The following is a 23,946-nucleotide window of genomic DNA, read 5'->3' on the forward strand; positions in this document are numbered from 1 at the left end:
CTCCATGCCAGCGCGCCGCCCGATCGACCCACGCAGGCTTGCAACGGTGTGCTGCGCCATGGCCTTCATGGCGGGCTGCGCCAACCTGGACCGCCCAGAGGACACCGCCTTGTATGAGCAAGCGATGTCCGGCACGCACGTGCCCGAGCAATGGACCGCCAGCACAACGGCCGCCGCGTTCTCGCCGCAATGGGCCGGCTTTGCGGATGGCGGAACGCTGACCGTGTTGATCAATGAAGCGCTGGCCAACAACATCGATCTGCGCGTGGCGGCCAGCCGGATGCAGCAGGCGGCACACCAGGCCAGGTTGGCCGGCGCGGACCTGTTGCCCACCGTCGGCGTCGGTGCGCGGAGCGCATCAGACCCGACGCCGGGCAGCGCGTTCTCCGCCAACGGCTACGCCGTTCTGTTGAACTGGGAAATCGACTTGTGGGGCAGGGCGCGGGCGCAGAAGCTGTCTGGCGAAGCCGGATATCGTTCCGCCGAAGCGGACTACGCCTATGCCCGCCAGTCCATCGGCGCCTTGACCGCCCGAAGCTGGCTTGCGGCCCTGGAGGCAAGCGGCCAACTGTCGCTGGCGCAGGAAATTGAAGGCGCTACCGACGAGCAGCTCAAGCTGGTGCAGTACCGCCGCCGCATCGGCAAGGTCAGCGAAATGGACGTGGCGTATTGGTCGGAACAGGTGGCGGCAGCGGCTGACGTCGTAGCCCAGCGCGAACAGGCGCGCGCCCAGGCCTTGCGGGCATTGGAGCTGATACTGGGGCGCTACCCCGCCGGCGTCGTGGAAGCCAACGAGACCATTCCCGATGCGCCGCCACTGCTGCCACCCGGCCTGCCTTTGGACTTGCTGGACCGCAGGCCTGACTTGGTCGCCGCGCGCGAGCGGTTGGTGGCGGCGTACTTTGGCGCCGAGGAAGCAAAGGCCGCGCGCTTGCCCAACATTTCGATATTTGCCGGAGCCGGACGCTTCACGAAAGACTATTCCGGCCTGGCCACCAGCATGCAAAGCTGGGTTTTCCCGGTGGGCGCGTCGCTGTCCTGGCCCCTGTTCGACGGGGGACGCAGCCAGGTCACGCTGGAGCTGCGTACGGAGCAGCAACGCGAAGCCTTGGCGCTATACGCCCGCGCGATCCTGACGGCAATGGGGGAAGTGGAAAACGGCCTGACGGGCGAGCAGCAGTTGGCGCAGCGCGAGCGCTCGATACAGCGCCAGTATTCCGAGAGCCGCCGTGCGTTGGAGTTGGCGCGCGTGCAACGGCAGATCGGCCAATTCGATGATTTTGATGTGTTGCAGCGCAAGCGCGATCTGTTGCGGGTTCAGGGTGACCTGATGCACATCCGCGCGCAACGCCTGGTTCAGCGTGTGAATCTGCATCTTGCATTGGGCGGGCATTTTGTTGCGGAGGCTTCCCCGGAATAGAGAGCCAGGGGATGCGGTCACGGGACATTCCAGAAGGTAGAACGTCGTCTTTCTAGGGGCGAACGCCATGGACTACTTTAGCAACATGCTGGTGCGCTACCCCGAGCTGGCGGTTTTCCTGGCAATCGGGTTGGGCTATTGGGTGGGTGGATTCAAGTTTCGCGGGGTGGGCTTCGGGCCGGTAACCGGGTCCTTGCTTGCGGGCCTGTTGATTGGTTACTTCGTCCGGGTGCCAGTGTCCGACACCGCCAAGCAGGTGCTGTTCCTGCTGTTCATGTTCGGTATCGGCTATTCCGTGGGTCCGAGCTTCTTTCGCGGCATGAAGGATGGCGGGTGGCGATGGGCGGTGCTGGGCGTCGTTGTCCCGGTGGCGGGCTTGCTTACCGCCTGGGGGCTGGCGGCCCTGCTCAAGCTCGAACTCGGATATGCCGTGGGCCTGATATCAGGCGGGTTGACCGAGTCGCCTGTGATCGGCACAGGAAGCGAAGCGATCCGAAATCTGCCCATCGGTGTCGAAGAGCAAGACCGGCTGATCGGCCAGATCGCCGTGGCGGATGCGCTGTGCTACATCTTCGGCACGTTCGGCGTCATCTGGTTCTGTTCCAGCCTGGGGCCAAAACTGTTGGGCGTGGACCTGAAGGCCGAAGGCGCGCGGCTTGAAAAGGTGTACGGCATTCAGCGGCAGAAGGCGGGCGTGACCTCTGCCTGGCGCAGATTCGAATTGCGGGCGTATCGCATCCAGGCGGATCACCCCGCCGTGGGCCAAACCGTGGCCTGGGTCGAATCCCTGCATGCCCCCGAGCGCATCTTTGTTGAGCGCGTCCGGCGCGACGGCGCAATCTTCTTGGCCACACCCGCGACAGTCCTGCTGGCTGGGGACGTGGTCGCTGTTTTAGGCAAAAGCGAGGTGATACTCAAACTTCTGGAGGGCAACGCGGTCGCGGAAGCAGACCGAGAGCTGCTCGACATCCCCAGCGCGATGTTCGACGTGGTGCTGTCCAACGCAGATTTCGTCGGGAAGACGATCGCTCAAATCGCCGAACAAGCCGAGGAAGTGCGCGGCGTGTTCCTGCGCCATATCCGGCGCGCGGGGCAAGAAATACCGATAGGCCCGGGCACGGTGCTTCTGCGTGGCGACGTGCTGAACATCGTGGGGCTTGAGCCTGCCGTTGAGCGGGTGGCCGCCCGCGTCGGCAGCGTGGTGCGCGCATCGGACGCCACGGATTTTGTCGCGCTGGGCTTTGGCATCTTCATCGGCGCGGTGGTGGGGATATCGCTGGTGCTTCCCATAGGCAGCATGCATATTGCGTTGGGCAGCAGTGTGAGCACATTGATCCTGGGTTTGTTGGTGGGCTGGCGGAATTCGGCCAAGCCGCTGTTTGGCCGCATATCGCATGGCGCGCTTGAGTTCATGAAGTCGATCGGGCTGGCGGGGTTCGTCGCCATGATCGGGCTGAAGGCCGGCCCGCTTTTTGTGGCAGCCCTGCAAGAAGTCGGGCTGACGATATTCCTGGCGGGTATCGTCGTGACGATGGTTCCGCTATTCGTTGGTTTGCTGGTGGGCCGATATGTGCTGCGTCTTGAACCGCTGCTATTGCTGGGCGCCCTGGCCGGGGTGCAGACCATGACGGCCGGTCTTGCCGCGGTGCAGGAAAAATCCGAGAGCCCCATTGCCGTCATCGGCTATTCCGGCACGGTCGCGTTCGGGCATATCTTGATCACCACGTGGGGAACGGTAATCGTCTGGCTGATGTATTGACGTCCAACCCCTTGTTGTCTTTTCAACTACCCGTCGCCCAGCCTGCGACCAACCAGGTGTTTCATGGCTTCCCCTTTGCCCCCGCCCGCCGCTGTCGACGACCCGCCCCGGCACTGGCTGCGCTGGCTGCCGGGGCTGGCGGTGCTGAGGTCCTATGAATTGGCTTGGCTACCCAGGGACCTGGCTGCCGGCCTGGCGCTGACGGCGATGCTAGTGCCCGTGGGCATTGCCTACGCCGAGGCCTCGGGCGTGCCCGGCGTCTATGGCTTGTACGCCACTATCGTGCCGCTGTTGGCCTATGCAATATTCGGCCCCAGCCGAATCCTGGTGCTAGGGCCGGACTCGGCGCTTGCCGCGCCGATTCTGGCGGTGGTGCTCAGCGTGTCCGGCGGCGACCCCATGCGCGCGGTGGCCGTGGCCAGCCTGATGGCCATCGTCGCGGGCCTGTTCTGCATTGTGCTGGGCCTGCTGCGGCTTGGCTTCATTACCGAGCTGCTGTCCAAGCCCATACGCTATGGCTACATGAACGGCATTGCGTTCACGGTGCTGGTGAGCCAGTTGCCCAAGATATTCGCCATCCCGATCGACGGCCGCGGCCCGTTGCAGGAACTGTGGCTGCTGGCGCAGGCGGTGATAGATGGCAACACCAACTGGTACGCCTTCGCCGTGGGCGCGGCAACCTTGGCGATGATCCTGCTGTTAAAGCGCTTTGACCGCGTGCCAGGCATTTTGATTGCGGTGATTCTGGCCACCTTGGCGGTCAGCTTCTTTAGGCTGGACGCCCAGGGCGTCAGCGTGCTGGGCGAGATCCCGCAAGGGCTGCCGTCGTTCACCTTGCCGTGGCTGAGCAACGCGGACTGGGCCACGATCGTGCTGGGCGGCTGCGCCGTGGCGTTGATCGCGTTTGCGGATACCAGCGTGTTGTCGCGCACCTATGCCGCACGCACGCACACGCGCGTGGATCCGAACCAGGAAATGGTGGGCTTGGGCATGGCCAACCTGGCGGCGGGATTCTTCCAGGGCTTTCCCATCAGCAGCAGCGCATCGCGCACTCCCGTGGCCGAGGCGGCCGGCGCGCGCACGCAGCTTACCGGCGTCGTCGGGGCCGTTGCCGTGGCCGTCCTGCTGTTGCTGGCGCCGAACCTGCTGCGCTACTTGCCCAGCAGCGCGCTGGCCGCCGTCGTCATCGCCGCCGCCATCGGCTTGTTTGAATTCAAGGACCTGCGTCGCATCTATCGCATCCAGCAATGGGAGTTCTGGCTATCCATGCTGTGCTTTGCCGCCGTGGCTGCGTTTGGCGCCATTCCCGGCATCGGCCTGGCCGTGGTCATCGCCGTCATCGAATTCCTGTGGGACGGCTGGCGCCCACATTTTGCCGTGCTGGGCCGTGTGCCGAACTTGCGCGGCTACCACGACCTGAAGCGCTACCCCCATGCCGCCCTGATCGACGGCCTGGTGCTGTTCCGCTGGGACGCGCCCCTGTTCTTTGCCAACGCCGAGCTGTTCCAGCAACGGCTGATGCAAGCCGTCGAGGCTTCGCCCACGCCGGTGCGGCGCGTGGTAGTAGCGGCAGAACCCGTCACCAGCGTCGACGTGACGTCGGCCGACATGCTGCGCGAGCTAAGCCAGCACCTGGCCCAGCAGGGCGCCGAATTGCATTTTGCCGAGATGAAGGACCCGGTGCGAGACAAGCTCAAGCGCTTTGAATTGGCGGAGGTTTTCAGTGACGCGCACTTTCATCCCACGGTGGAGAGTGCGGTGGAAGAGTATCTGGACGGGGGAAGGGCGCCGGGCAAGCATGAAGGGTAGAGGGGGCCCCAGGTATCCAGTCAGCCAGGAAAAGGCGCTACAGGCATCGCGCCCTATGCTTGTGTGATCGAGCATCCGAAAAAATCGACAGTTAAGACGATCAGAGCCTAGGAAATCGTCGCGACTGCGTAACCGCGCTCGGCTCAAATTCGACCATTCTTTCCCAAACGGAGATCGTCGAAAAATGAGAGTCGAGCATCCAGCTACTTCAACCCTGGCGCGCACGCACGCGCATCTGGCACCGCGCGCCTCGCTAGTGCACAGGGACCGCCGCCTGGCCGCATGGGGCCGCCTTGCCGCCACGGCGATGCTGTCACTGGCACTGACCGCGTGCGGCGGCAGCGACGACGATTCGGATTCGGCTCCGACCCAACCCGAGACACCCACCACGCCGCAGCCGCCCGTGGCGTCCGTGAGCCGTCATGCGCTGGTCATCGACATGGATAGCGCCATTTACAGCGCGGTGCAAAGCGGCATGGCTACCGGCACGCTGCCGAACCTGGCGCGTCTTCAGGTGCAACTGGCTTACAGCGGCGGCGTCGCGGGAACACCCAGCCAGCAGCCCACCCTGGACATGCCGGGTTGGGCCACGCTGCTGACCGGCACCTGGGCCAACCGGCATGGCGTGATCTCCAATGCCCCCGTGCAGGCCTTGCGCGGCGCCACGCTTTTCCAACAGGTGAAGGCCAAGGGCACGGGCCTGAACGGCGCGGCCGTGGCTTCGGCCGAGTTGGCGCAATTGCTGGTGGCGGACCACGACGCGGGCTATCTGGATACCATGGCCGACTGTTCCACCAATGCCGCCACGCTGGACTGCGTGTCTGGCCAGGCCGTGCAGATGATCGGCAGCGGGTATCGCACGGTGGTTGCGCAGTTCCGTTCCGCCAAGGACGCCGCGCTGAACTATGGCGTGAATTCGCCAAATTACGCGGCCACGTTGACCAAGCTGGACCAGGCGGTAGGGGCCATGCTTGATGAAGCGGCCAAGGCCAAGGACAGCCAATGGCTGGTGGTTGTGACGGGCAACCATGGGCTTAGCGACAACAGCCAGGACGACGGGCTGCCGCTGGTGCCCGAATCGGCCACTTTCATTGGCTTGAACCAAGGCGCGAACAACGGCATGCAAGGCGTTGGCGCGCCGGTGCCCACGGCGCTGGCGGACCTGTATGGCTACGCCAGCATCGCGGATGTCGCGCCCACGGTGCTGGCCTATCTGGATGCCTTGCCCGACACGGCACAGTACGCGCTGGATGGCGCCAGGCTGTTGGGGCCGCAGCCGGTCACGAACCTGTCGGCCAAGGTGGCGGACAACAACTCGGCGTCAGTCAATGTGGTGCTGACATGGACGGCGCCGTCAGACCGCACCATCGACGTGCTGCGCGATGGCCGCGTCATTGCGTCCCGCCTGCCGGCGGGGACGACAACGTATATCGACAATCAACTGACGGCGGATCTGACGGCTAAGGGAACCTATCAGTTTTCCTACACCGTCCAGGCCGGCGAAGGTGACGCTGCCGCATCGCGCGCCATTACCAGCCCGCCGCTCACGTATACGCCGCCTGTGCCATTGGAGCCCACCTTGCTGAATGGCCTGGTGTCGTACTACCCCTTCAGTGCGACGCTGCCGCCCGTGGATGCGCAGGGCAACAGCACGATGGGTCCGGCTTCCAGCGACTTGCCTGCTTCGGCTGGCCTGGTGGTGCCGGGGCCGTTTGCCGGCACCAACGGCCTGTTGGTCGATACCAACTTCGTCACGGTCAACGGGCTGGAAGGCTATCGCCTGACTCCTGCCGACGGCTTTGATGTGTCCAAGGGCACGGCGCCGCAGTTCACCATCGGGTTCTGGTTCAAGGCGGACCAATGCGTGCCGCGCAGCAACGTCACGATCTTGGCGAACAAGAACTACGTGAGTGGTGGCAATGCGGGGGTGGCGATCGGCATGTTCTCAAGTTCGGGGAACCAGTGCGGCATCGCTTTCAACATTGGTTCGGGCGGCGTGCGCGCGGACGGCCCCACCAGCCCCTACACGCAGGTCACGGTGGGCCGCTGGATCTACATCGCGTTCTCGGTCGACGGGGTCGCCAAGACCATGAACATGGTGGTGTTTGATTCCGTGACGGGTGCGATCAACCGCGTGGCGACGGGCAAATCGACCGGCGCCGTGGATCTGTCCAAGTTGTCCGCCTACCCGCAATGGGGCATCGGCGACGATGGCACCGGTGCCTACCTGATGAACAAGTGTGGCGCCAAGCCGCCTTATACCGTCGGGCAATGCACCACTGCGCCTCCCTATCAACAGATGTTTGGTGACCTGGCGATGTGGAACCGGGTACTGACCGATGGCGAGCTGCAATCCATCTTCCTGTCAAACAAGCCCGTGTCGACGTTGATCACGCAGTGAGGGAAAGAACGATGAAAACCTCCCTGACTCGGCTTTTCGGCTTGGGCGCACGCGCATCGGCGCTGAAGGCCGCGCTTGCTGCCACGATGGCGTGCGCATTGGTGGCGGGATGCGGCGGCGATGATGAGGCGGACAGCGAGACGCCATCCCCGACTGCCCAGGCGAGCGATGGCTCGGCTGTCGCACAGACGCCGATTGTGGCGCCGCCATCCGCCGGCGCCTGCCCCGATGGCGGGACCGATGCGACGCAGCCCCCCGCCTTGAATTCGACGCTGGACTGCGCGCCTTGAGCACATGGCGGCGGCGCCCGCGCGCCGCCGCAATCATCTATCGAACGGATACCGATCACCATGACTTTCATGAACCGCCGCAATTTCTTGCGCGCCGCCGCCGCGACCGCCGCGCTTGGACCGTTTCCACCGGCCATCCAGCGCGCGCTCGCCATTCCGGCCAACAACGCCACGGGCACGATCAACGATGTTGAGCACGTCATTATTCTGATGCAGGAAAACCGGTCGTTTGACCACTACTACGGCACCATGCCCGGCGTCCGTGGGTTCAGCGACCGCTTCACCATTCCCATGGCGTCGGGCGAGTCAGTCTGGATACAACAGGGCACGTCGGGCACGGTGCAACCCTATTACCTGGATGCCACCAAGGGCAACGCGTTGCGCGTGGGCGGCGCGCATAACTGGGCGGATCAGCAGGCGGCCTGGGATGGCGGGCGAATGGCGGCATGGCCGCGCGCCAAGAACACCAAGGTTGCCATGGGGTATTTGCAGCAATCTGATTTGTCGTTTCATTGGTCGTTGGCGAACGCCTTCACCATCTGCGACGCCTATCACACCGCCATCAACACCGGCACCTTCACGAACCGCATGTTCCTGTGGAGCGGCACCAACGGCGCAAACGTCAGTGGTCACGCCTGCGTCACCAACGCCAACTGGGGCGGCCTGGGCCCCTCGCAAGATGGCCTGGACTGGATGACGTATCCGGAACGCTTGCAAGCCGCCGGGGTCACCTGGAAGGTCTACAACACGCCGGGCAACAACAGCAATAACAACCAGCTGGTGGCGTTTGCCGCATATCGCGCAGTCAATGAACGGCTGGCGGCGTCCGGTTCTCCGTCCGCGCCGTACACGCCCACCATGGAGGCCCTGTCGCCGCTGTACAAGGGGTTCGGCAACACCATGCCCGATGGCGGATACCTGCAAGCCATTGCGGACGACATCGCGATGGGAACGCTGCCGCAGGTAAGTTGGATTGTTGCGCCCGGGCCTTATAGCGAACATCCCAGCATGTCGGTGCCGGGGCAGGGCGCATGGTACGTGCAGAAGCTGCTGGATACCCTTACCGCGAACCCGGATGTGTGGAGCAAGACCGTCCTGATCCTGAACTACGACGAAAACGATTGCTTCTTTGACCACATGCCGCCGCCCGCGCCGCCCTGGCGTGCCGCCGACGGCACGCAGGCCGGGAAGTCAACGGTGGACATCGAGAACGAGTACTACACCATGCCCGCGCCGCCGGGAGACACCAGCAAGGTCACGCCCGACGGCAGGCCGTTTGGAGCGGGGCCGCGGTTGCCAACGCTGGTGATTTCGCCGTGGAGCGTGGGCGGTTGGGTCAACTCGCAGCAGTTCGATCACACGTCGGTGCTGCGTTTCCTGGAACAACGGTTTGGGGTGGCCGAGCCGAACATCAGCCCGTGGCGCCGCGCCGTCTTCGGTGATTTGATGTCGTGTTTCAACTTCAAGGATCCCAATACCGCGAAGCCCTTGCTGATACCGGCGCCGACCCGTGCCGAGGCCGATGCGACGCTGGCCCAGCAAGTCGCCTCGGGCAGCGTGCCGGTGCCGGACGTGGGCACGGAGCCCTTGCCCACGCAGGCGTTGCTGGTGCGTCCGTCGCGCGCCTTGCCCTATCACCTGCACACCAGCGCCAACGTGGATGTCAGCGGCGGACAGGTCTGGCTGACGTTCAGCAATACCGGCGCGCAAGGCACGGTGTTCCATGTGTACGACGAACTCAACCTGGCACGCTTCCCTCGGCGTTACACGGTGGAAGGTCGCAAGATGATCTCGGACGCCTGGCAGGCCACCGCCGACAACGCGGGCCAGTACAGCCTGTGGGTGTTGGGTCCCAATGGATACCACCGCCGCTTCAAGGGTGACATCAGTGCGCTGGCCAGTGGGCCGAACCCCGAGGTGCGCGTTTGCTATGACGAGCGCGGCCGCGCGGTGTCGTTGACCATCATGAACATGGGCACGGCGCCCGCGACGGTGACGGTGACCGCCAACGCCTATCGCACGGACGGCCCCTGGACCTACACCGTAGACCCGGGCATGCAGGTTGAGCCGCGCTGGTCGGTCGAGGCGGCGAACAACTGGTATGACTTCACCGTCACGATGGGCAACGACTTTGAACGCCGCTTTGCCGGCCGCATGGAAACCGGCCAGGACAGTACCAGCGACCCGGTCATGGGGGTCGCGTAAGCGTCATGTGCGTGCGGCATCATTGCGGCCATCGCAAACATCAATGGTCAGCAGAGATACGCCGTGACGCTTAATCAGATACGCGCATTCATCATGGTGGCCCAGCACGGCGGCTTTACGGCAGCCGCCCGTGTCCTGGGCATGAGCCACACCACGCTGAATTCCCAGATTCAGATGATCGAACGGGAGTACGGTGCCGAACTGTTCCACCGCCGGGGCCGGCGCGTGGAACTGTCCGCGCTAGGCCTGGAAATGCTGCCGCTGGCGCGTCGCATGGTGTCGCTGGAAGGCGATATGCGGCTGATGCTGGACGATAGCGGCAAGCTGCAACGCGGAGCGCTGAAGGTGGGCGCGGTAGGTCCTTACCATGTCACGGAAATGATCGAGGCCTATCACGCCGTCTATCCGCGCATCTCGCTTTCCATCACGCTGGGCAATTCCGAAGTGGTGCTGGATGACCTGGACAAATACGTGTGCGACGTGGGCGTGGTGGCCAGCCGCTATCCGGAAGACCGCTACTACATGCAGCCTTATGCGCGCTATCCGGTCATTGCGTTTGTGCGGGTGGACCATCCCTTCGCCCACCGCGAATCCATTGCGTTGCAGGAGCTCTCGGCGCAGCCCTTGTTGATGCGCGAACCGGGTTCCACCACGCGCAAGGCGCTGGAAGATGCGCTGCGGCAGCACGATGTGTCGGTGGAGGTGGCAATGGAAATCGGCAGCCGCGAGGCGCTGCGCGAGGCGGTCGTGCGCGGCTTGGGCGTGGGAACGGTATCCGAATCGGAATATGTGCCGGACCCGCGCTTGCGGCCGGTGCGTATTGAAGGCGACGTGGTGTCGACGCATATCCACGTTTGCTGCCTGCGCGAGCGTCGGGATAGCCGCCTGATTTCATCATTCTTCGATGCCATCCAGCGCTGCGGCGCGGCGGGCGTGGAGGTTGCTTGATGGGGAAGGGCAGCGCTACGAAAAAGATGGCTCCGGCGGAATGTGAATCCCGCCGGAGCCTTTGCTGTTGGCGTCAGCGACTGGCCTGGGATCAGGGCGTGTCGCCGCGCGCCAGTCGTTCCTGAATCTGCTCAATGACACCAGGCAGATCAGCCACGCTGTCGATCACGTAATGCGCGCCGGCCTGCGTCAGGCGGCTGGCGGCGCGTGCGACGCGGGCTTCTACGTCGGCGGGATCGGCGGCGGCCAGTTCCGCTTGTGAGTAGCCCACTTCATTGCCGGACAGCGTCAGGCCCACGCACCACATGCCGGCGTTGCGACCTTCCTCGATGCCCGGCGTGGTGTCATCCACCTTGATGCAGCGGCGCACATCTTGCGCGCCCAAGGCCAGCACGTTGGCCAGGGCCATGTAGGGGCCGGGCCTGCCGCCCGCGGCGAGTTCGTCACCGGCGATCACGCAGTCAGGCGCAAGGCCGGCGGCCGCCGCGTGCGGCAGCAGCACGTCCAGCACCTGGCGCGGATATCCCGAGCAAGAGCCGATCTTGACGCCTTGTTCGCGCAGGGTTTGCAGCACCTGCACGGCGCCCGGAATCGGTTGCGAGTACGCGGCAACCTTCTCGATCTGCATCGGCATGAAGCGCTGATAAATCGCGTCGATGTCCTCGTCGGACCAGCCACGCCCGAACGCTTGGACCCAAGCCGCCTGAATGCCGGGTTCGGCAAGCAGCGTGCGGATGTGATCGCGCTTGGACAAGCCCATGGGGCCCCGCGCTTGTTCAAGCGTGATCGACATGCCAAAGGTGGCGAAAGCATCGACGAAGATCTGCGTGGGCGCCAGGGAACCGAAGTCCACCAGGGTGCCGGCCCAATCAAAAATGACTGCTTCGATCTTGGGAAGTTGTTCGCCCGGGAAGGGGGAAGCCTGATTCATGTTTAACAGCCTGAGAGTTGTTGTAGTGCCGAAGTCGGCGAAGGGCGAGGCGGCGCGGCTCATCGCGCGCCGACGAAATTCTGGCCGCGCGGGCCCAGCAAGGCGTCGGCCACGCGCTCGTCCCACTGTTCCGGGGCCACGCCATAAGAGGCGGGGTCCGTGCTGACGCCCAGATCCTCAAGGAACGCCGTCAGGACAGACACAGCATGCTCGGCGTCGCGCGCGTCGAATACTGACAACAGCAGCGCGTCCAGTTCCGGGTCCACGCCAAACGCCATTTGCATGACGCGAGGCAAGCTGAAAGAGCATGCAATGCCATGCGGAATGCCATGTTCCAGCGTCAATCCGTAAGAAAGCGAATGCGCCAATGCGGTCTTGGTGTTGGAGAACGCGACGCCCGCCAGCGCGGCGGCCACGGCCACGCGCGAGCGCAAGACCTTGCTGGACGGATCCCGCATCAGCAAGGGCAGGGCAGCCAGCACCTGGCGCGCGGCCGACACCGCAAGGCTGGCCGACACCGGATTGCGATGGATGTTCCATAGCGATTCCAGCGCATGGGACAGCGCGTCCAGGCCGCTTGCCAGGGTCGTGCCTGGCGGCAGGCTGAGCATCAGCGAGGGGTCGATCAAGGCTGCTTCCGGCCAGGTCCAGGGCAGATGCAGCGAGTACTTGCGGCCTTGCTGCTGATCCCATAGCGTGGCCCAGGGGGTGACTTCGCTACCGGTGCCCGCCGTGGTCGGCAACGCAATCAAGGCGCGGACGCGGTCCGGCGGGCTGGTCATGGCCGCGTCGCCGGACAGGCAGGCCAGCAGCTCGTCGAAAGTGCCCGATGGCGTGCGGGTCAGCATGGCCTTGGCGCAGTCGATGACGCTGCCGCCGCCCAGGGCGATGATGCATTCCACGTCGGGGTGTTCGCGCCACAGGCGTTCATACATCGGCGCCAACCAGGCTACGTCCGGATTGGGCTGCACATCGGTTTCGATCGCCACCAGTTGTTCACCCAGCATCGCCTGGATCTGGTCGCACAAGCCCAGTTGGCGCGCTTCCGGAAAGGCGATCAGGATTGCGCGCCGCTTGCCCAGCCGTTGCGGCAAGCGCGCAAGCGCACCCTCGCCGGCGTCTATGCCAACGGGATTATGAAAATGCCACATGTCAGTCTCTGATAAATGTAGTGGATTCAACCGCGCCCGTTCTCGCGAATAGCAGCGCGCAGGCGGTTGGAAATCATGTCGGCCACGATCACCATCACGGTGATGACCACGATGCAGGTTGCCGTTTCCTGGTACTTGAAAAGTTTCAGGCTGCTGACCAGTTCAAAGCCCAGCCCGCCGGCGCCAACCATGCCCAGCACCGTGGCGGAACGCAGGTTGACTTCAAAGCGGTACAGAATCACCGCGATCCATGCCGTGATCACTTGCGGCAGTACGCCAAACACAATCACCTGCAACGGCCTGGCGCCGGTGGCACGCAGTGCTTCCAGCGGACCTTCGTCGATTTCCTCGATGCTCTCGGCAAAGAACTTGCCCAGCATGCCTACCCCATGCAGGGCCAGCGCCAGCACGCCAGGAAAAGGTCCCAGGCCCACGGCCGCGACGAACACCAGCGCCAAGATCAGTTCGTTGATGCTGCGGATCACATTCAGAGTCTGGCGCGTGGCGCGATACAACCATGGATTGACGTGCAGATTGCGCGCGGCCAGAAACGACACGGGCAGCGCGCCCAGCACACCCAGCAAGGTTCCCCAGATGGCGATCTGCACGGTCTCGATGGCCGGGGCCACCAGCGAATCCAGAATGCGCCAGTCGGGCGGAAAGGTCCTGCTAAGAAAGTCCGCAATCTGCGGGATACCCGCGGCAAGCTCAGAGGCGCTCAGTTGCGCGCCCTGGGCGCTCCATTGCAGCGCGGCCATCGTCAACGCTACCGCCGCCGCCACCCAGGCCCAGCCCTTCAAGCTGGTCGGCAACGGCGCCACCCACATGTATTTCTTGTCGTCCATTTCAGGCTCCCTTGGGCGCGGCTTGCAGCGGTTCGGCGTCAAACTGTGCGTCGATGCCGGTAGTGGTTGCGTCGCCCGAGGGTTCCGCGCCCGGATAGATCCGAGCCAGGTCGGCTTCCTGCATGGCGCCGGGCAGGCCGTCGTAGACCACGCGGCCGTGCGCCAGCCCCACGATTCGATCGGCAAATTCGCGTGCGTAATCGACCTGGTGCAAGTTGCAGACCACGGTGATGCCGAGCTCGCGCGTGGCGTCGTGCAGATAACGCATCACCAGCCGTGCGGTCTTCGGGTCCAGGCTGGCAACGGGTTCGTCGGCCAGAATCACGCGCGGCCGTTGCGCCAGCGCACGCGCGATGCCCACGCGCTGGCGCTGGCCGCCCGACAAGGAGTCCGTGCGGGCCTGGGCCTTGTGCGCCAGGTCAACACGCACCAGGCATTCTTGCGCCAGTGCAACGTCGGCGCGGCTGAATAGCTGCAACACCGACGTCAGCACCGGCACGGCGCCCAGCCGGCCGGTCAGCACATTGCGCAATACCGACAGGCGCGGCACAACATCATGGTGCTGGAAGATCATGGCCACCTGGCGCCGCAGCGCCCGGGTGTCACGGTCGGCCATGGCGTTGATGCCGGCCACGGTCATGTCGCCCGCATCGGCGTGCACCAGGCGGTTCATGCACCGCAACAGCGTGGACTTGCCGGCGCCGGATTGGCCGAGTATCACCAGAAACTCGCCGGCGCCCGCTTGCAGATCCACGCCGCGCAGCACTTCGTTCGCGCCGTAGCGCTTGGTCAGGCCGCGCAGTTGGATCATTTCATGCTCCGCAGGTCCAGCTTCAGCACCTTGGCGGTGTCGCGAACCACGTTGTAGGCCGCGTCGTTGGTGGGCTGGAATCCGTTCAGCATGCCTTGGTCGCCCCACGGCACGTCCTTGATGTTGGCCAGCGCGCGCGCCACCTTTTCCTTGAGGGCGGGGTCCAGATCCTTGCGCCACACCATCGGCGATTCGGGGATGTCGCTGGACTGCCACACCACGCTCAACTCGTCCGGGCGCAACTGGCCCTTGGCGATGGCGTTGGCGTAAATGCGGTCGGCAACGGCGGCAGCATCGACTTTCTTGTTGGCCACGGCCAGCAGGCTGGCATCATGCGAACCCGAGAACACCACGCGCGAGAACAGCTTGGCGGGGTCGTAACCGGCTTGCTCCAAGCCGGACTTCGGGAAAAGATGGCCGGACGTCGAGCTGGGGTCCACAAAGGCAAAGGTGTGGCCCTTCAAGCCTTCCACGCTGGTGATGCCACTGTCTTTCCGCACCACGATCAAGCTCTTGTAGGCGCTCTTGCCGGATTTCTTGGTCACGGCAACCGCGAAGGCCTCGACATCCGCGACCGAGGCCGCCAGCACATACGAGAAGGGGCCCAGATACGCCACGTCCAGCTTCTTGGCGCGCAGCGCTTCGATGATGCCGTTGTAGTCGGTGGCCACGAACGGCTTTACCTTCATGCCGGTCTGTTGCTGCAACTGCTCGATCACCTGCTTGCTGGATTCGATCATGGCCTGCGAATCTTCGGCGGGGATCAGGCCAATGGTGAGCGTGTCTTGCGCCGCGTGCGCGGTGGCGGCGCCCAGCACGCAAAGCGTGATCGCCGCGGCGGCGGCGGTGAAGGAACGGCGGGCGGTACTACGAATGGGGGACTTCATGGCAGGCATCCTGGTGTAGTGGAGGAGGAATGCCAGGAAGTTTGGGGGTGTCACATGTCCTTCATATTATCGATTTAGCATGCCGTTCATCAGTCATCCATAGATGGAATCTATATGTCGGTTGCCCGCCTGCGCGCCTTCCTGGCCGTCGCGCGTCACGGTAGTTTCAGCGCGGGCGCCCGTGCGCTGGGTTTGGCGCAACCCACGGTGACCACCCAAGTCCAGGCGCTGGAAAAGCAGCACGAGGTGGAACTGTTTTATCGGCGTGGACGCGGCGCGCAACTGACGCAGGTCGGCATGGCGCTGTTGCCCGTGGCCCAGCAATTGGGCGCGCTGGAGCTGGATGCCTTCAACCTGCTGCACGACGCGGGCAAGCTCAACACCGGAAAATTGCGCATCGGCGCGGTCGGGCCGTTTCATGTGATTGAAATGGTGGATGCCTACCACCGGCTGTATCCGGGCGTGGAGCTGTCGATACGGGTGGGGAACTCAGCGGAAGTCCTGGCTGACCTGGAGAACTACGTGACCGACATTGCGGTGCTGGCCGGCGCGCGTGATGAGCCGGGCCTGAGCTCAGAGCATTACGCCAGCCATGCCGTCATCCTGTTTGCACCGGTGTCGCATCCGCTGGCGCGATTCGACAGCGTGCCCTTGTCCGCCTTGCAGGATGCGCCCTTGTTGCAACGGGAGGCCGGTTCCACCACGCGCGCGGCGCTGGAGGCCGCCCTGGAGCAAGCCGGCGTGCGGCCGCGCCCCGTCATGGAAATCGGCAGCCGCGAGGCCTTGCGCGAAGCGGTCGCGCGGGGCTTGGGACTGGGCACGGTGTCAGAGGCAGAGTTCATCCCCGATGCCCGGTTTCGCGCCATACGCATTGAAGGAGACCCGGTGCGCACCGAGACCTATCTGTATTGCCTGCAAGAGCGCCGTGAAAGCCGCTTGCTGTCTTCGTTTTTTGAGCAGGCGCTGACGGTGCGAGATGCGCCGCGCCGACTGTGACGCACGCCGGTTCTTTGCTGACGGCAGGCAATTTTGCCGCGAAATTGCAGTCTGACACCATTGTTGGCGGTCAGCGGAAGCGGCCTACGACGCGATCACCAACGCAAGCGCGCGCGGAAAAATCGTCGTGGATGTGGCATGACCTAAACCGCAATGCTTCCGTCCACGCACGTGACCGACTGACCGCCGATGCGGATGACGTCTACACCGTCGAAGGTCACCGCGATGTTTCCCGCCCGGCCCACGGCAGCACCCTGGGCGCTGAGAAAGCGATTGCCAAAGGTCTGGATCTGCCCGGCATCCCGAATAAACGCGGCGACGGAACCGTTGCCGCTGCCGCACACCGGGTCTTCGTTGACACCGATGCTTGGGGCAAATGCGCGCACTTCAATCGCGGTGAGCGACCCCTTGTCATGCGGCCCAAAGACCACGACCCCGGTCGCTGCATTGCGCTTGTCAAACGCGGCCATGCGCGCGAAGTCCGGACGCAACGCCAGTACCGAGGCCGCGCTGTCCAGTTGCGCAATCGTCCAGACCGGCCCCACATCGATGAACTTGGGAGCGGGATCGCGCCGCACCGGCATACCCAAAATCGCTTCCAGCTCGATGATCTGTTCGCCGGTTAACGCCACCAGTTTGGGTTGCGGCAGGGTGAATGCAATCACCGGGCTGGCCGCGTCAGATTCCGTCACGGTCAGTGGGATCAAGCCTGCCGCGCACTCTTGGGTAAGCGCGCCGTCTTTTGGGGCGATTTTCCCGGCTTCCAGCAGCGCGTGCGCGGTGCCAAGCGTGGGGTGTCCCGCGAAGGGAAGCTCGGAATGGGGCGTGAAGATGCGGACGCGGTAATCGGCATTGGCTTGCGTGGCGGGCAGTACGAACGTTGTCTCCGACAGGTTCGTCCAGTTGGCAATGCGTTGCATCTGCTCGTCGCTGAGACCTTCCGCGTCAAGAACGACCGCGACCGGGTTGCCCTGGTACGGAACGTTGGTGAACACATCAACTTGTTTGAATGGTACCGAGGGCATGGGTGTCTCCCTTGAGGGGCCGGTTGCAAAAAATCATCATAGATGTCGACGGGCTGACGCGCACGGACTGCCGTTGTGGTTTTTTGACAAACCTGGCACCGATTCGTCGACTGAAAAGTACGTTTCGTCGAAGCAGTAAAACTCGCCTCCGTCCTGCGTGCTAAAAATCCCCGAGATCAGAATTAATCAGAAAACTAATGCGGCCTGTTGTTACGGGCTTGCTGCAAGGGGTTGAAGATGAAGAAGGCGACCGCTAAGCGGACTTTGCGCGCAGGGGCCGCTCTGTGCCCTGGTTTTGAACCGCGCCGGTCGCTGCCGCGCCCCGCGAACTGGCTAGGGATGTTCTCGGTCACTGCGGTCGGCCTGATCCTGGCGCAGCCTGCCGTCGCGGCGTTGAGTTGCCCGGCGGTCGATACCAATCCCTCCAATTCCGCCACCTGCACCATTTCGTCCAGCCAGGGCGGGGCAGGGGCGCAGGTCAACGTCACCAATACCGCCAGCGCGGGCACCGGCGACAACATCGGCGACTACGGTGGCAACTACACGGTGATCAACAACGGCGCAGTGTTGCAGCCCAGCGCCCCACAGGGCGGCATCTTCGTTCGGCTTACCGGCGGCATGGGGTCCAGCGACACCAGCAATAACGCAACAAACGGCGGTAACGGCGGCACCATCACCATCAACAACAACGGCGGGACAATCACGGTGCAGAACGCGCCGACCGCCAGCGGGCAAGGCAGCGGACCCGGCATCTGGGCGGATTCGGGATCGCAGTTCGGCATCTATGGCGCCTCGGTCGGCGGTATTGGCGCCAACGCCAGCGACACGGTGATTGGCGGGGGCAACGGCGGCCAGGGCGGCGATGGGTCAGCCGTCACGGTTACGAATAGCGGCAACATCAGCGTGTCGAACCTGCCGTATGGCGGCGTGGGTATCTACGGCGCCAGCATCGGCGTCGTGGGCGGAAACCAGGACAGTGCGGCGACGGGCGATCAGAACGGCGGCAATGGCGGTGGCAGCAATATCGTCAATATCAACAACAGCGCCTCGGTCTCGGTCACCGGTACCGCCGGGCGCTATGCCTGGGGCATCGGCGCTGAATCCATCGCCGGCGATGGCGGGCATGCCAACGGCAGCGGCGCCAGCGCCGGAGCGACCAATTACTCAAATCCCACCCTCATCACCAACACCGGCAACGTATCGGTGAACGTCAACGGCTCTGCCCTGGGCAGCGTGCGCGGGCTGTATATCCTGAGCCAGGGCGGCAACGGTATGACGTCCCAGGACGGCAGCGACAACGGCGGCACCGGTGGCCAATTCGGCGCGATGAGCGTCGTCAACAGCGGCCAGGTCTCCGTGGCCAGCACGTCGACGGTGGCGCCCACCAGCCTGACGAAGGCGTCTGGCGGGATCGTCGTCATCGGGCTTGGTGGCAATGGGGGCATGGGCCCGCAGACGATCACCAACACCACCGGCGAGATCGGCGGATACGGTGGCGGCAACGGCAACACCACGACCGCCGTCACGCTGAACAGCGGGTCGTCGGTGACGACCTCCGGCGACTACCTGCCCGGTGTCAATGTGATCACGCTGGGCGGTAATGGCGGCGCGGGCCGCGAAGACAGCAACGGCGCGGTCGGCGGCAACGGCGGCACGGTCAACATCACCATGAACGGCAACGCCAGCATCCAGACCAATGGCGTGCAGTCGCACGGCATTTCGGCGATCAGCCAGGGCGGCGCGGGTGGCGGTGTCGAGACCAGCAGTGGCATCGTCGACTTCACGCCCGAGAATGCCGGCAGCGGCGGCGCCGGCGAGGCAGTCACCGTGACAACCACCGGCGGCTCCATCCAGACCTGGAACGACAACTCCATCGGCATCCTCGGCCAGTCCATGGGCGGCGTCGGTGGCGTCACCACCGGCAACTTCGAATTGTTCGGCAACGCCGGCGCGAATGCGGGTATCGGCGGGGCCAGCGGCTCGGTCATGATCAACAGCCAGTCGTCGATCTCGACCTCTGGGCAGTCTTCACACGGCATATCGGCGCAGGCCATCGGCGGCGGGGGTGGAACCGCGGGCGTCAGCAGCGGCATCATCGCGTTGGGCGGGGCCGGCGGCACGGCGGTCTCTGGGGGCACGGTCAATATCAGTCAGTCCGGCGCGTTGACCACCAGCGGGACGGGATCGATAGGAATGTTGGGCCAGTCCATCGGCGGTGGCGGCGGGGACGGCGGCGCGGCAAGCGGCGTGGCTGTTATCGGTGGCCAGGGTGGGGGCGGCGGCAACGGCGGCTCGTCCACCGTCGGCCTGAACGGCTACGCATTGAATACCAGCGGCGACCATGCCTACGGCATCGTGTCGCAGTCCATCGGTGGCGGCGGCGGGACCGGCGGCGCGGCGTCTTCCTACGACGCCGGCGTGGGGTTTGCCATCGCCGTCGCGGTGGGTGGCACCGGCGGCAGCGGCGGCGCGGGCGGTACCGCAGTGGGCAATGTTTCCAACGCAAGCCTGACGACAGGGTCGTCGGGCACCACCAATGGCGACGCGCACGGCGTGGTCGTCCAATCCATAGGCGGCGGTGGCGGAGCAGGTGGCGCCTCCGTGGCGAAGGCCCTGGCGATTGCCGTTCCGGACGAGGATGCGTCCTTTGGCGTTGCGGTGACGTTTGCAATGGGCGGTTCCGGCGCAACGGGCGGCGCAGGTGGCACGGCGTCGTCGGCCATCAACAATTCGATTCTGACCACCTACGGCGCCAACTCGCAGGGCGTTCTGGTGCAATCCATCGGCGGCGGCGGCGGCCTGGGCGGCAGCGCCTCGGCGATGTCGACGGTGGTTGGCACCGGCGATTCCGTGGGCGGCACCGTTCAGTCGTCAGTGGGTGGCAGCGGCGGGCCCGGCAGCTACGGCGGCAATGCCACGCTTAGCCTGGCGGGCAGCACCATCACCACGTGGGGAGACTCGGCGAACGCCCTGGTGCTGCAAAGCATCGGCGGCGGCGGCGGGTCGGGCGGCGTGGGCTCCGCCACCGGACGTAGCCCCAATGTAGATGCCAACGTCTCCATCACGGCGAACGTAGGCGGCATCGGCGGCGCCGGCGGGCAGGGCGGCACGGCGTCGCTTACGATCGATCCGTCCAGCACGGTCGTCACCCACGGCGATGGCGCGCGCGCGGTGCTGGTTCAGTCCATCGGCGGTGGCGGCGGTTCGTCGCAAGGCGGTCAGGTCGGGCTTGCCGTCAATAGCGACAGCGAAGACGGCTCGACCGACGTCCGGGGCACCGTGTCGGTCGGCCGTGGCGGTACCGGTGGTGGCTACGGCGGCACCATCAATCTGAACAGCGATGGCAGTGTCACCACCCATGGCGCGGATGCAGACGGCTTGCTGGTGCAGAGCATTGGCGGCTCGGGCGGCCTGGGCGGCGCGGTGGGCGGCACCAGCGAGAACAGCGCATCGGACTCGCTGGGCGATTCCGGCACGACGTACCAGTTCAACGTCTCGGTTGGCGGCAATGGTGGCGCCGGCGGCAATGGCGGCGCAATCGGAACCTCTTCCACGGCCGCCAGCCTTGGCGCTTCCACAAATACGTACGGGGACTACGCGGACGCGGCGGTACTGCAATCCATTGGCGGTGGCGGCGGCGCGGGCGGCGCATCGACCGCGTCATCCAGCATTTCTTCATCCAACGTGTCGATTTCGGTGGGCGGTTCCGGCGGGTCCGGCGGCGCGGGCGGCAGCATCAATGCCTTCCTGAATGGCAACGGCACCAACAGCTTCAACACGTCTGGCTATGGCGCCATGGGCATCGTCATGCAGTCCATTGGCGGCGGCGGCGGAATGGGCGCCACCGGATCGCCGCTGGCCAAGGGCTCGCTGCGTGTTGGGGCCACGGGTGGCAGCGGCGGAGCGGGCGGCAACGTCACGGTAACCGGTGGCAGCTATGCCTCCATCCAGACCAACGGCGACAGCGCCCACGGGCTGGTGTTGCAGTCCATCGGCGGGGGCGGCGGTATTGCAATGGCCGGCAGCACGGCATCCGCCACAAGCCCGGGCAGCCAGCAATTCAACCTGCACGCGGGCAGCGCGGGCGTCGGCGGCACGGGCGGCCCTATCAATGCGTCCGTCGGCCTGAACCTGAACACCTATGGCGATCGGGCGATTGGCGTTATCGCGCAATCAATCGGCGGCGGCGGGGGCATCGTTTCGTCCGGCACCGCAACCGGCGTGGGCACGACGGTCTTGGGCGGGGGCAATTCCAATGGCGGTTCGGTGAACCTGGACCTGCAATACACCCTGAACACGCATGGCGCGGGCGCGCACGGCATCGTGGCGCAGTCCATCGCCGACGGCGGCGGCATCCTGGGCGACACGACAAAGCTGATCACCACGAACTCGGCCGGGTTTCTGCCTAGCACGTTCAACTCCAGCAGCGCCGGCAGCGTATCGGTTTCCTTTAACGGAAACCTGTCGACCGTGGGCGCCAATTCCTACGGCATCATCGCGCAGTCCATCGGCGGTGGCGGCGGCCTGGCCGGCGGCCCGCAGGGCGGCTTTGCGGGATCGGTAAGCAGCAGCGCGGGCTACGCAAGCAGCGTCACCGTCAACCAAAGCGGAACGCTTAGCGCAAAGGGTTCGGATTCCACGGGCATCATGGCGCAAAGCCAGGGCGGACAAGGCGAACAGAGCGCCACGGTCAACATCAACGGCAGCGTGGTGGGCGGCACCAACAGCGGCAAGGGCGTGTGGATACTGGACGGCCGCAACAACGTCGTCAACGTCAATGCAGGCGGCTCACTGAGCGCGCTGTCGAACACGGCGTTGATGTTCAATGGCGATTCCACAACGGCGGCGGGTTCCTTTCTTACCCTGAACAACACCGGTACCGTCAGCGGCAACGTCTTTTGCGGCAACAGCGATTCCACCGGCGCGTGCAATATCTACGTGCAGCCAGGCGGCGTTGCCAACGCGGCCGTTGCGTACCAGGCCAACGTCATCAACTCGGGGCTGATCGTGATTGGCTCGCCAGGCCAATTTCAGACCCTGACCGTAAGCGGCAATTTCCGGCAGGCCGATAGCGGCGTCCTGCGCGCCGACGTGGATTTCGACAAGATGCGCGCGTCACGGATGGTGGTGCAAGGCAATGGCGACCTGAACGGCAAGATCGACGTGCTGGCCGCCGCGCTTTTGCCCGACCGCGAGCTGACAGTGCTGACGGTGCAGGGCGATTCCCAAGGCAGCGCGGACGCCATGGACAGCCCCGTCTTCGATTACACAACGCGCCAGGTCGGCCAGGACACCCGCATCCGCGTGTCGGCCGCTAACTTCAATGCGTCGGCTATGCAACTGAAGTCAAACCAGGGGCAGGTGGCGAATCACCTTCAGCGCATCTGGGACGCCGGCGGCAATTCTGCCCTGGCGCCGCTGTTCGGCCAGTTGGACCAGGCTTCGCGTGTGGGGGCGGGCGCCTATCAAGACAGCGTGGCCAACCTGTCGCCGGGCGTCACGGCCGCGCCCGCCGTGCAGTCGGCCGCAAACCTTGGGCAATTCACCGGCGCAATGATGTCGTGCCCCACGTTCACCGGCGTCGACGCATTTACCGGCGAGCAGAATTGCTTCTGGGGCCAGGTCACGGGGCGCACTACCGACCAGGACGGCAGCAAGGGCACGACGGGTTTCAGCTACGACACGGTGACTTACCAGTTTGGTGGCCAGCGTGAAGTCAGCCCGGGCTGGTTCGTGGGCGGCTCGGCTGCCTATGAAAACAGCAAAGTGCGCGCCACCAACGGCAACGTGCGCGGCGATGGCGACAGCGGCTATGTCGGCGCGGTGGTCAAGCGCGAGGAAGGGCAGTGGGTGTTCTCGGCGGCGGTGGGCGGCGGCTACGGCGGCTATCGCATGGATCGCAACATCGACATCGCGGGATACCAAGACACGCTGACCAGCCATCCCGATGTCTACGGCTTCAACGCGCGCCTGCGCGCCGCCCGCACCTTCGCTTACGACAACATGTATGTGAAGCCCTACCTGGACGTCGACGCCAGCTACACCCGCATGCCGGGATACCAGGAGTCGGGATCAAACCCGCTGGCCTTGTCGGTGGACGGCAGCGACCAGTTCATCCTGGGCCTGTCACCCATGATCGAATTCGGCGGACGCGCAGAGCTGCCCGATGGCGCCATACTGCGGCCGTTCCTGTACGCGGGTGTGTCGTTCCTGTCGAAGAATGACTGGACGTCCAGCGCACGCCTGCGCGGCGCCCCAGCCGGGACGGGGTCGTTTGATACGACGCTGCCTATTGATGATGTGGTGGGGAAGGTTGGGGCGGGCTTGCATGTGATGCGAGCAGGGGGCGTGGATTTTCGGTTGCAGTATGACGGGCAGTTTTCCGAGCACGTGCGCAGCCACAGCGGGACGTTGAAGGTGATGGTGCCGTTTTAAGGGTGGGCGGCTTCAACGTGCCGGCTGCTTACC

At 64.8% G+C, this 23,946-nt stretch carries 15 protein-coding genes; 8 read left to right on the forward strand and 7 right to left on the reverse strand.

Features of this window, described 5'->3' with window-relative positions; translation table 11 throughout:
- Nucleotides 1-4: 4 nt before the first annotated feature.
- The 4 genes from M2361_RS05820 (at nucleotide 5) to M2361_RS05835 (ending at nucleotide 7,389) form a co-directional block, all read left to right on the forward strand.
- Complete coding sequence (locus M2361_RS05820) at nucleotides 5-1,420, forward strand: TolC family protein (RefSeq protein ID WP_259246860.1); 1,416 nt, start codon at nucleotides 5-7, stop codon at nucleotides 1,418-1,420.
- 67 nt (nucleotides 1,421-1,487) lie between these two features.
- Entirely contained in the window at nucleotides 1,488-3,179 is a 1,692-nt protein-coding gene (aspT, locus tag M2361_RS05825; RefSeq protein ID WP_259246865.1) for an aspartate-alanine antiporter, read from the forward strand.
- A 63-nt stretch (nucleotides 3,180-3,242) separates the two neighbouring features.
- Nucleotides 3,243-4,988, forward strand: a complete 1,746-nt coding sequence (locus tag M2361_RS05830; protein ID WP_259246872.1) for a SulP family inorganic anion transporter — start codon at nucleotides 3,243-3,245, stop codon at nucleotides 4,986-4,988.
- A gap of 184 nt (nucleotides 4,989-5,172) precedes the next feature.
- Entirely contained in the window at nucleotides 5,173-7,389 is a 2,217-nt protein-coding gene (locus tag M2361_RS05835) for an alkaline phosphatase family protein (RefSeq protein ID WP_259246878.1), read from the forward strand.
- Here M2361_RS05835 and M2361_RS05840 read toward each other — a convergent pair.
- On the reverse strand, nucleotides 7,379-7,750 hold the full coding sequence (locus tag M2361_RS05840; protein WP_259246879.1) for a hypothetical protein: 372 nt from the start codon (nucleotides 7,748-7,750) through the stop codon (nucleotides 7,379-7,381). The genes M2361_RS05835 and M2361_RS05840 overlap by 11 nt on opposite strands.
- Here M2361_RS05840 and M2361_RS05845 point away from each other — a divergent pair.
- Nucleotides 7,740-9,884, forward strand: coding sequence for a phosphocholine-specific phospholipase C (locus M2361_RS05845; protein WP_259246885.1), 2,145 nt, complete (start codon nucleotides 7,740-7,742; stop codon nucleotides 9,882-9,884). The genes M2361_RS05840 and M2361_RS05845 overlap by 11 nt on opposite strands.
- A 63-nt stretch (nucleotides 9,885-9,947) precedes the next feature.
- A complete protein-coding gene (locus M2361_RS05850; RefSeq protein WP_259246887.1) occupies nucleotides 9,948-10,832 on the forward strand; it encodes a LysR substrate-binding domain-containing protein in 885 nt (294 codons plus the stop codon).
- A gap of 91 nt (nucleotides 10,833-10,923) precedes the next feature.
- Here the strand turns inward: M2361_RS05850 and phnX are convergent, their stop codons facing one another.
- Genes phnX through phnD form a run of 5 tightly spaced genes read right to left on the reverse strand, consistent with a single transcriptional unit; the run spans nucleotide 10,924 to nucleotide 15,457 of the window.
- Entirely contained in the window at nucleotides 10,924-11,763 is an 840-nt protein-coding gene (gene phnX / locus M2361_RS05855) for a phosphonoacetaldehyde hydrolase (protein ID WP_259246889.1), read from the reverse strand.
- 59 nt (nucleotides 11,764-11,822) lie between these two features.
- Nucleotides 11,823-12,914 carry an iron-containing alcohol dehydrogenase PsrA gene (gene psrA / locus M2361_RS05860; protein ID WP_259246891.1) on the reverse strand — a complete coding sequence of 364 codons (1,092 nt, stop codon included), beginning with the start codon at nucleotides 12,912-12,914 and terminating at the stop codon, nucleotides 11,823-11,825.
- Between the two features lie 26 nt (nucleotides 12,915-12,940).
- Entirely contained in the window at nucleotides 12,941-13,759 is an 819-nt protein-coding gene (phnE, locus tag M2361_RS05865) for a phosphonate ABC transporter, permease protein PhnE (protein ID WP_259246893.1), read from the reverse strand.
- A 1-nt stretch (nucleotide 13,760) separates the two neighbouring features.
- On the reverse strand, nucleotides 13,761-14,570 hold the full coding sequence (gene phnC / locus M2361_RS05870) for a phosphonate ABC transporter ATP-binding protein (RefSeq protein ID WP_259246895.1): 810 nt from the start codon (nucleotides 14,568-14,570) through the stop codon (nucleotides 13,761-13,763).
- Nucleotides 14,567-15,457 (reverse strand): phosphonate ABC transporter substrate-binding protein, encoded by an 891-nt coding sequence (gene phnD, locus M2361_RS05875; RefSeq protein ID WP_259246906.1) that lies wholly within the window; start codon nucleotides 15,455-15,457, stop codon nucleotides 14,567-14,569. Before phnD ends, phnC begins: the two co-directional genes overlap by 4 nt.
- Before the next feature lie 114 nt (nucleotides 15,458-15,571).
- Here phnD and M2361_RS05880 point away from each other — a divergent pair, with 114 nt between their 5' ends.
- Nucleotides 15,572-16,453, forward strand: a complete 882-nt coding sequence (locus M2361_RS05880) for a LysR substrate-binding domain-containing protein (protein WP_259246908.1) — start codon at nucleotides 15,572-15,574, stop codon at nucleotides 16,451-16,453.
- A gap of 143 nt (nucleotides 16,454-16,596) precedes the next feature.
- Here M2361_RS05880 and M2361_RS05885 read toward each other — a convergent pair whose 3' ends face one another.
- Entirely contained in the window at nucleotides 16,597-17,478 is an 882-nt protein-coding gene (locus tag M2361_RS05885; RefSeq protein ID WP_259246910.1) for a PhzF family phenazine biosynthesis protein, read from the reverse strand.
- 339 nt (nucleotides 17,479-17,817) lie between these two features.
- Here M2361_RS05885 and M2361_RS05890 point away from each other — a divergent pair, with 339 nt between their 5' ends.
- The gene (locus tag M2361_RS05890) at nucleotides 17,818-23,913 is read left to right on the forward strand and encodes an autotransporter outer membrane beta-barrel domain-containing protein (RefSeq protein WP_259246911.1); all 6,096 of its coding nucleotides are present in this window, start codon (nucleotides 17,818-17,820) and stop codon (nucleotides 23,911-23,913) included.
- Nucleotides 23,914-23,946 lie beyond the last annotated feature (33 nt).

The organism is Achromobacter sp. JUb104 (assembly GCF_024806975.1).
Lineage (GTDB): Bacteria > Pseudomonadota > Gammaproteobacteria > Burkholderiales > Burkholderiaceae_B > Achromobacter > Achromobacter spanius.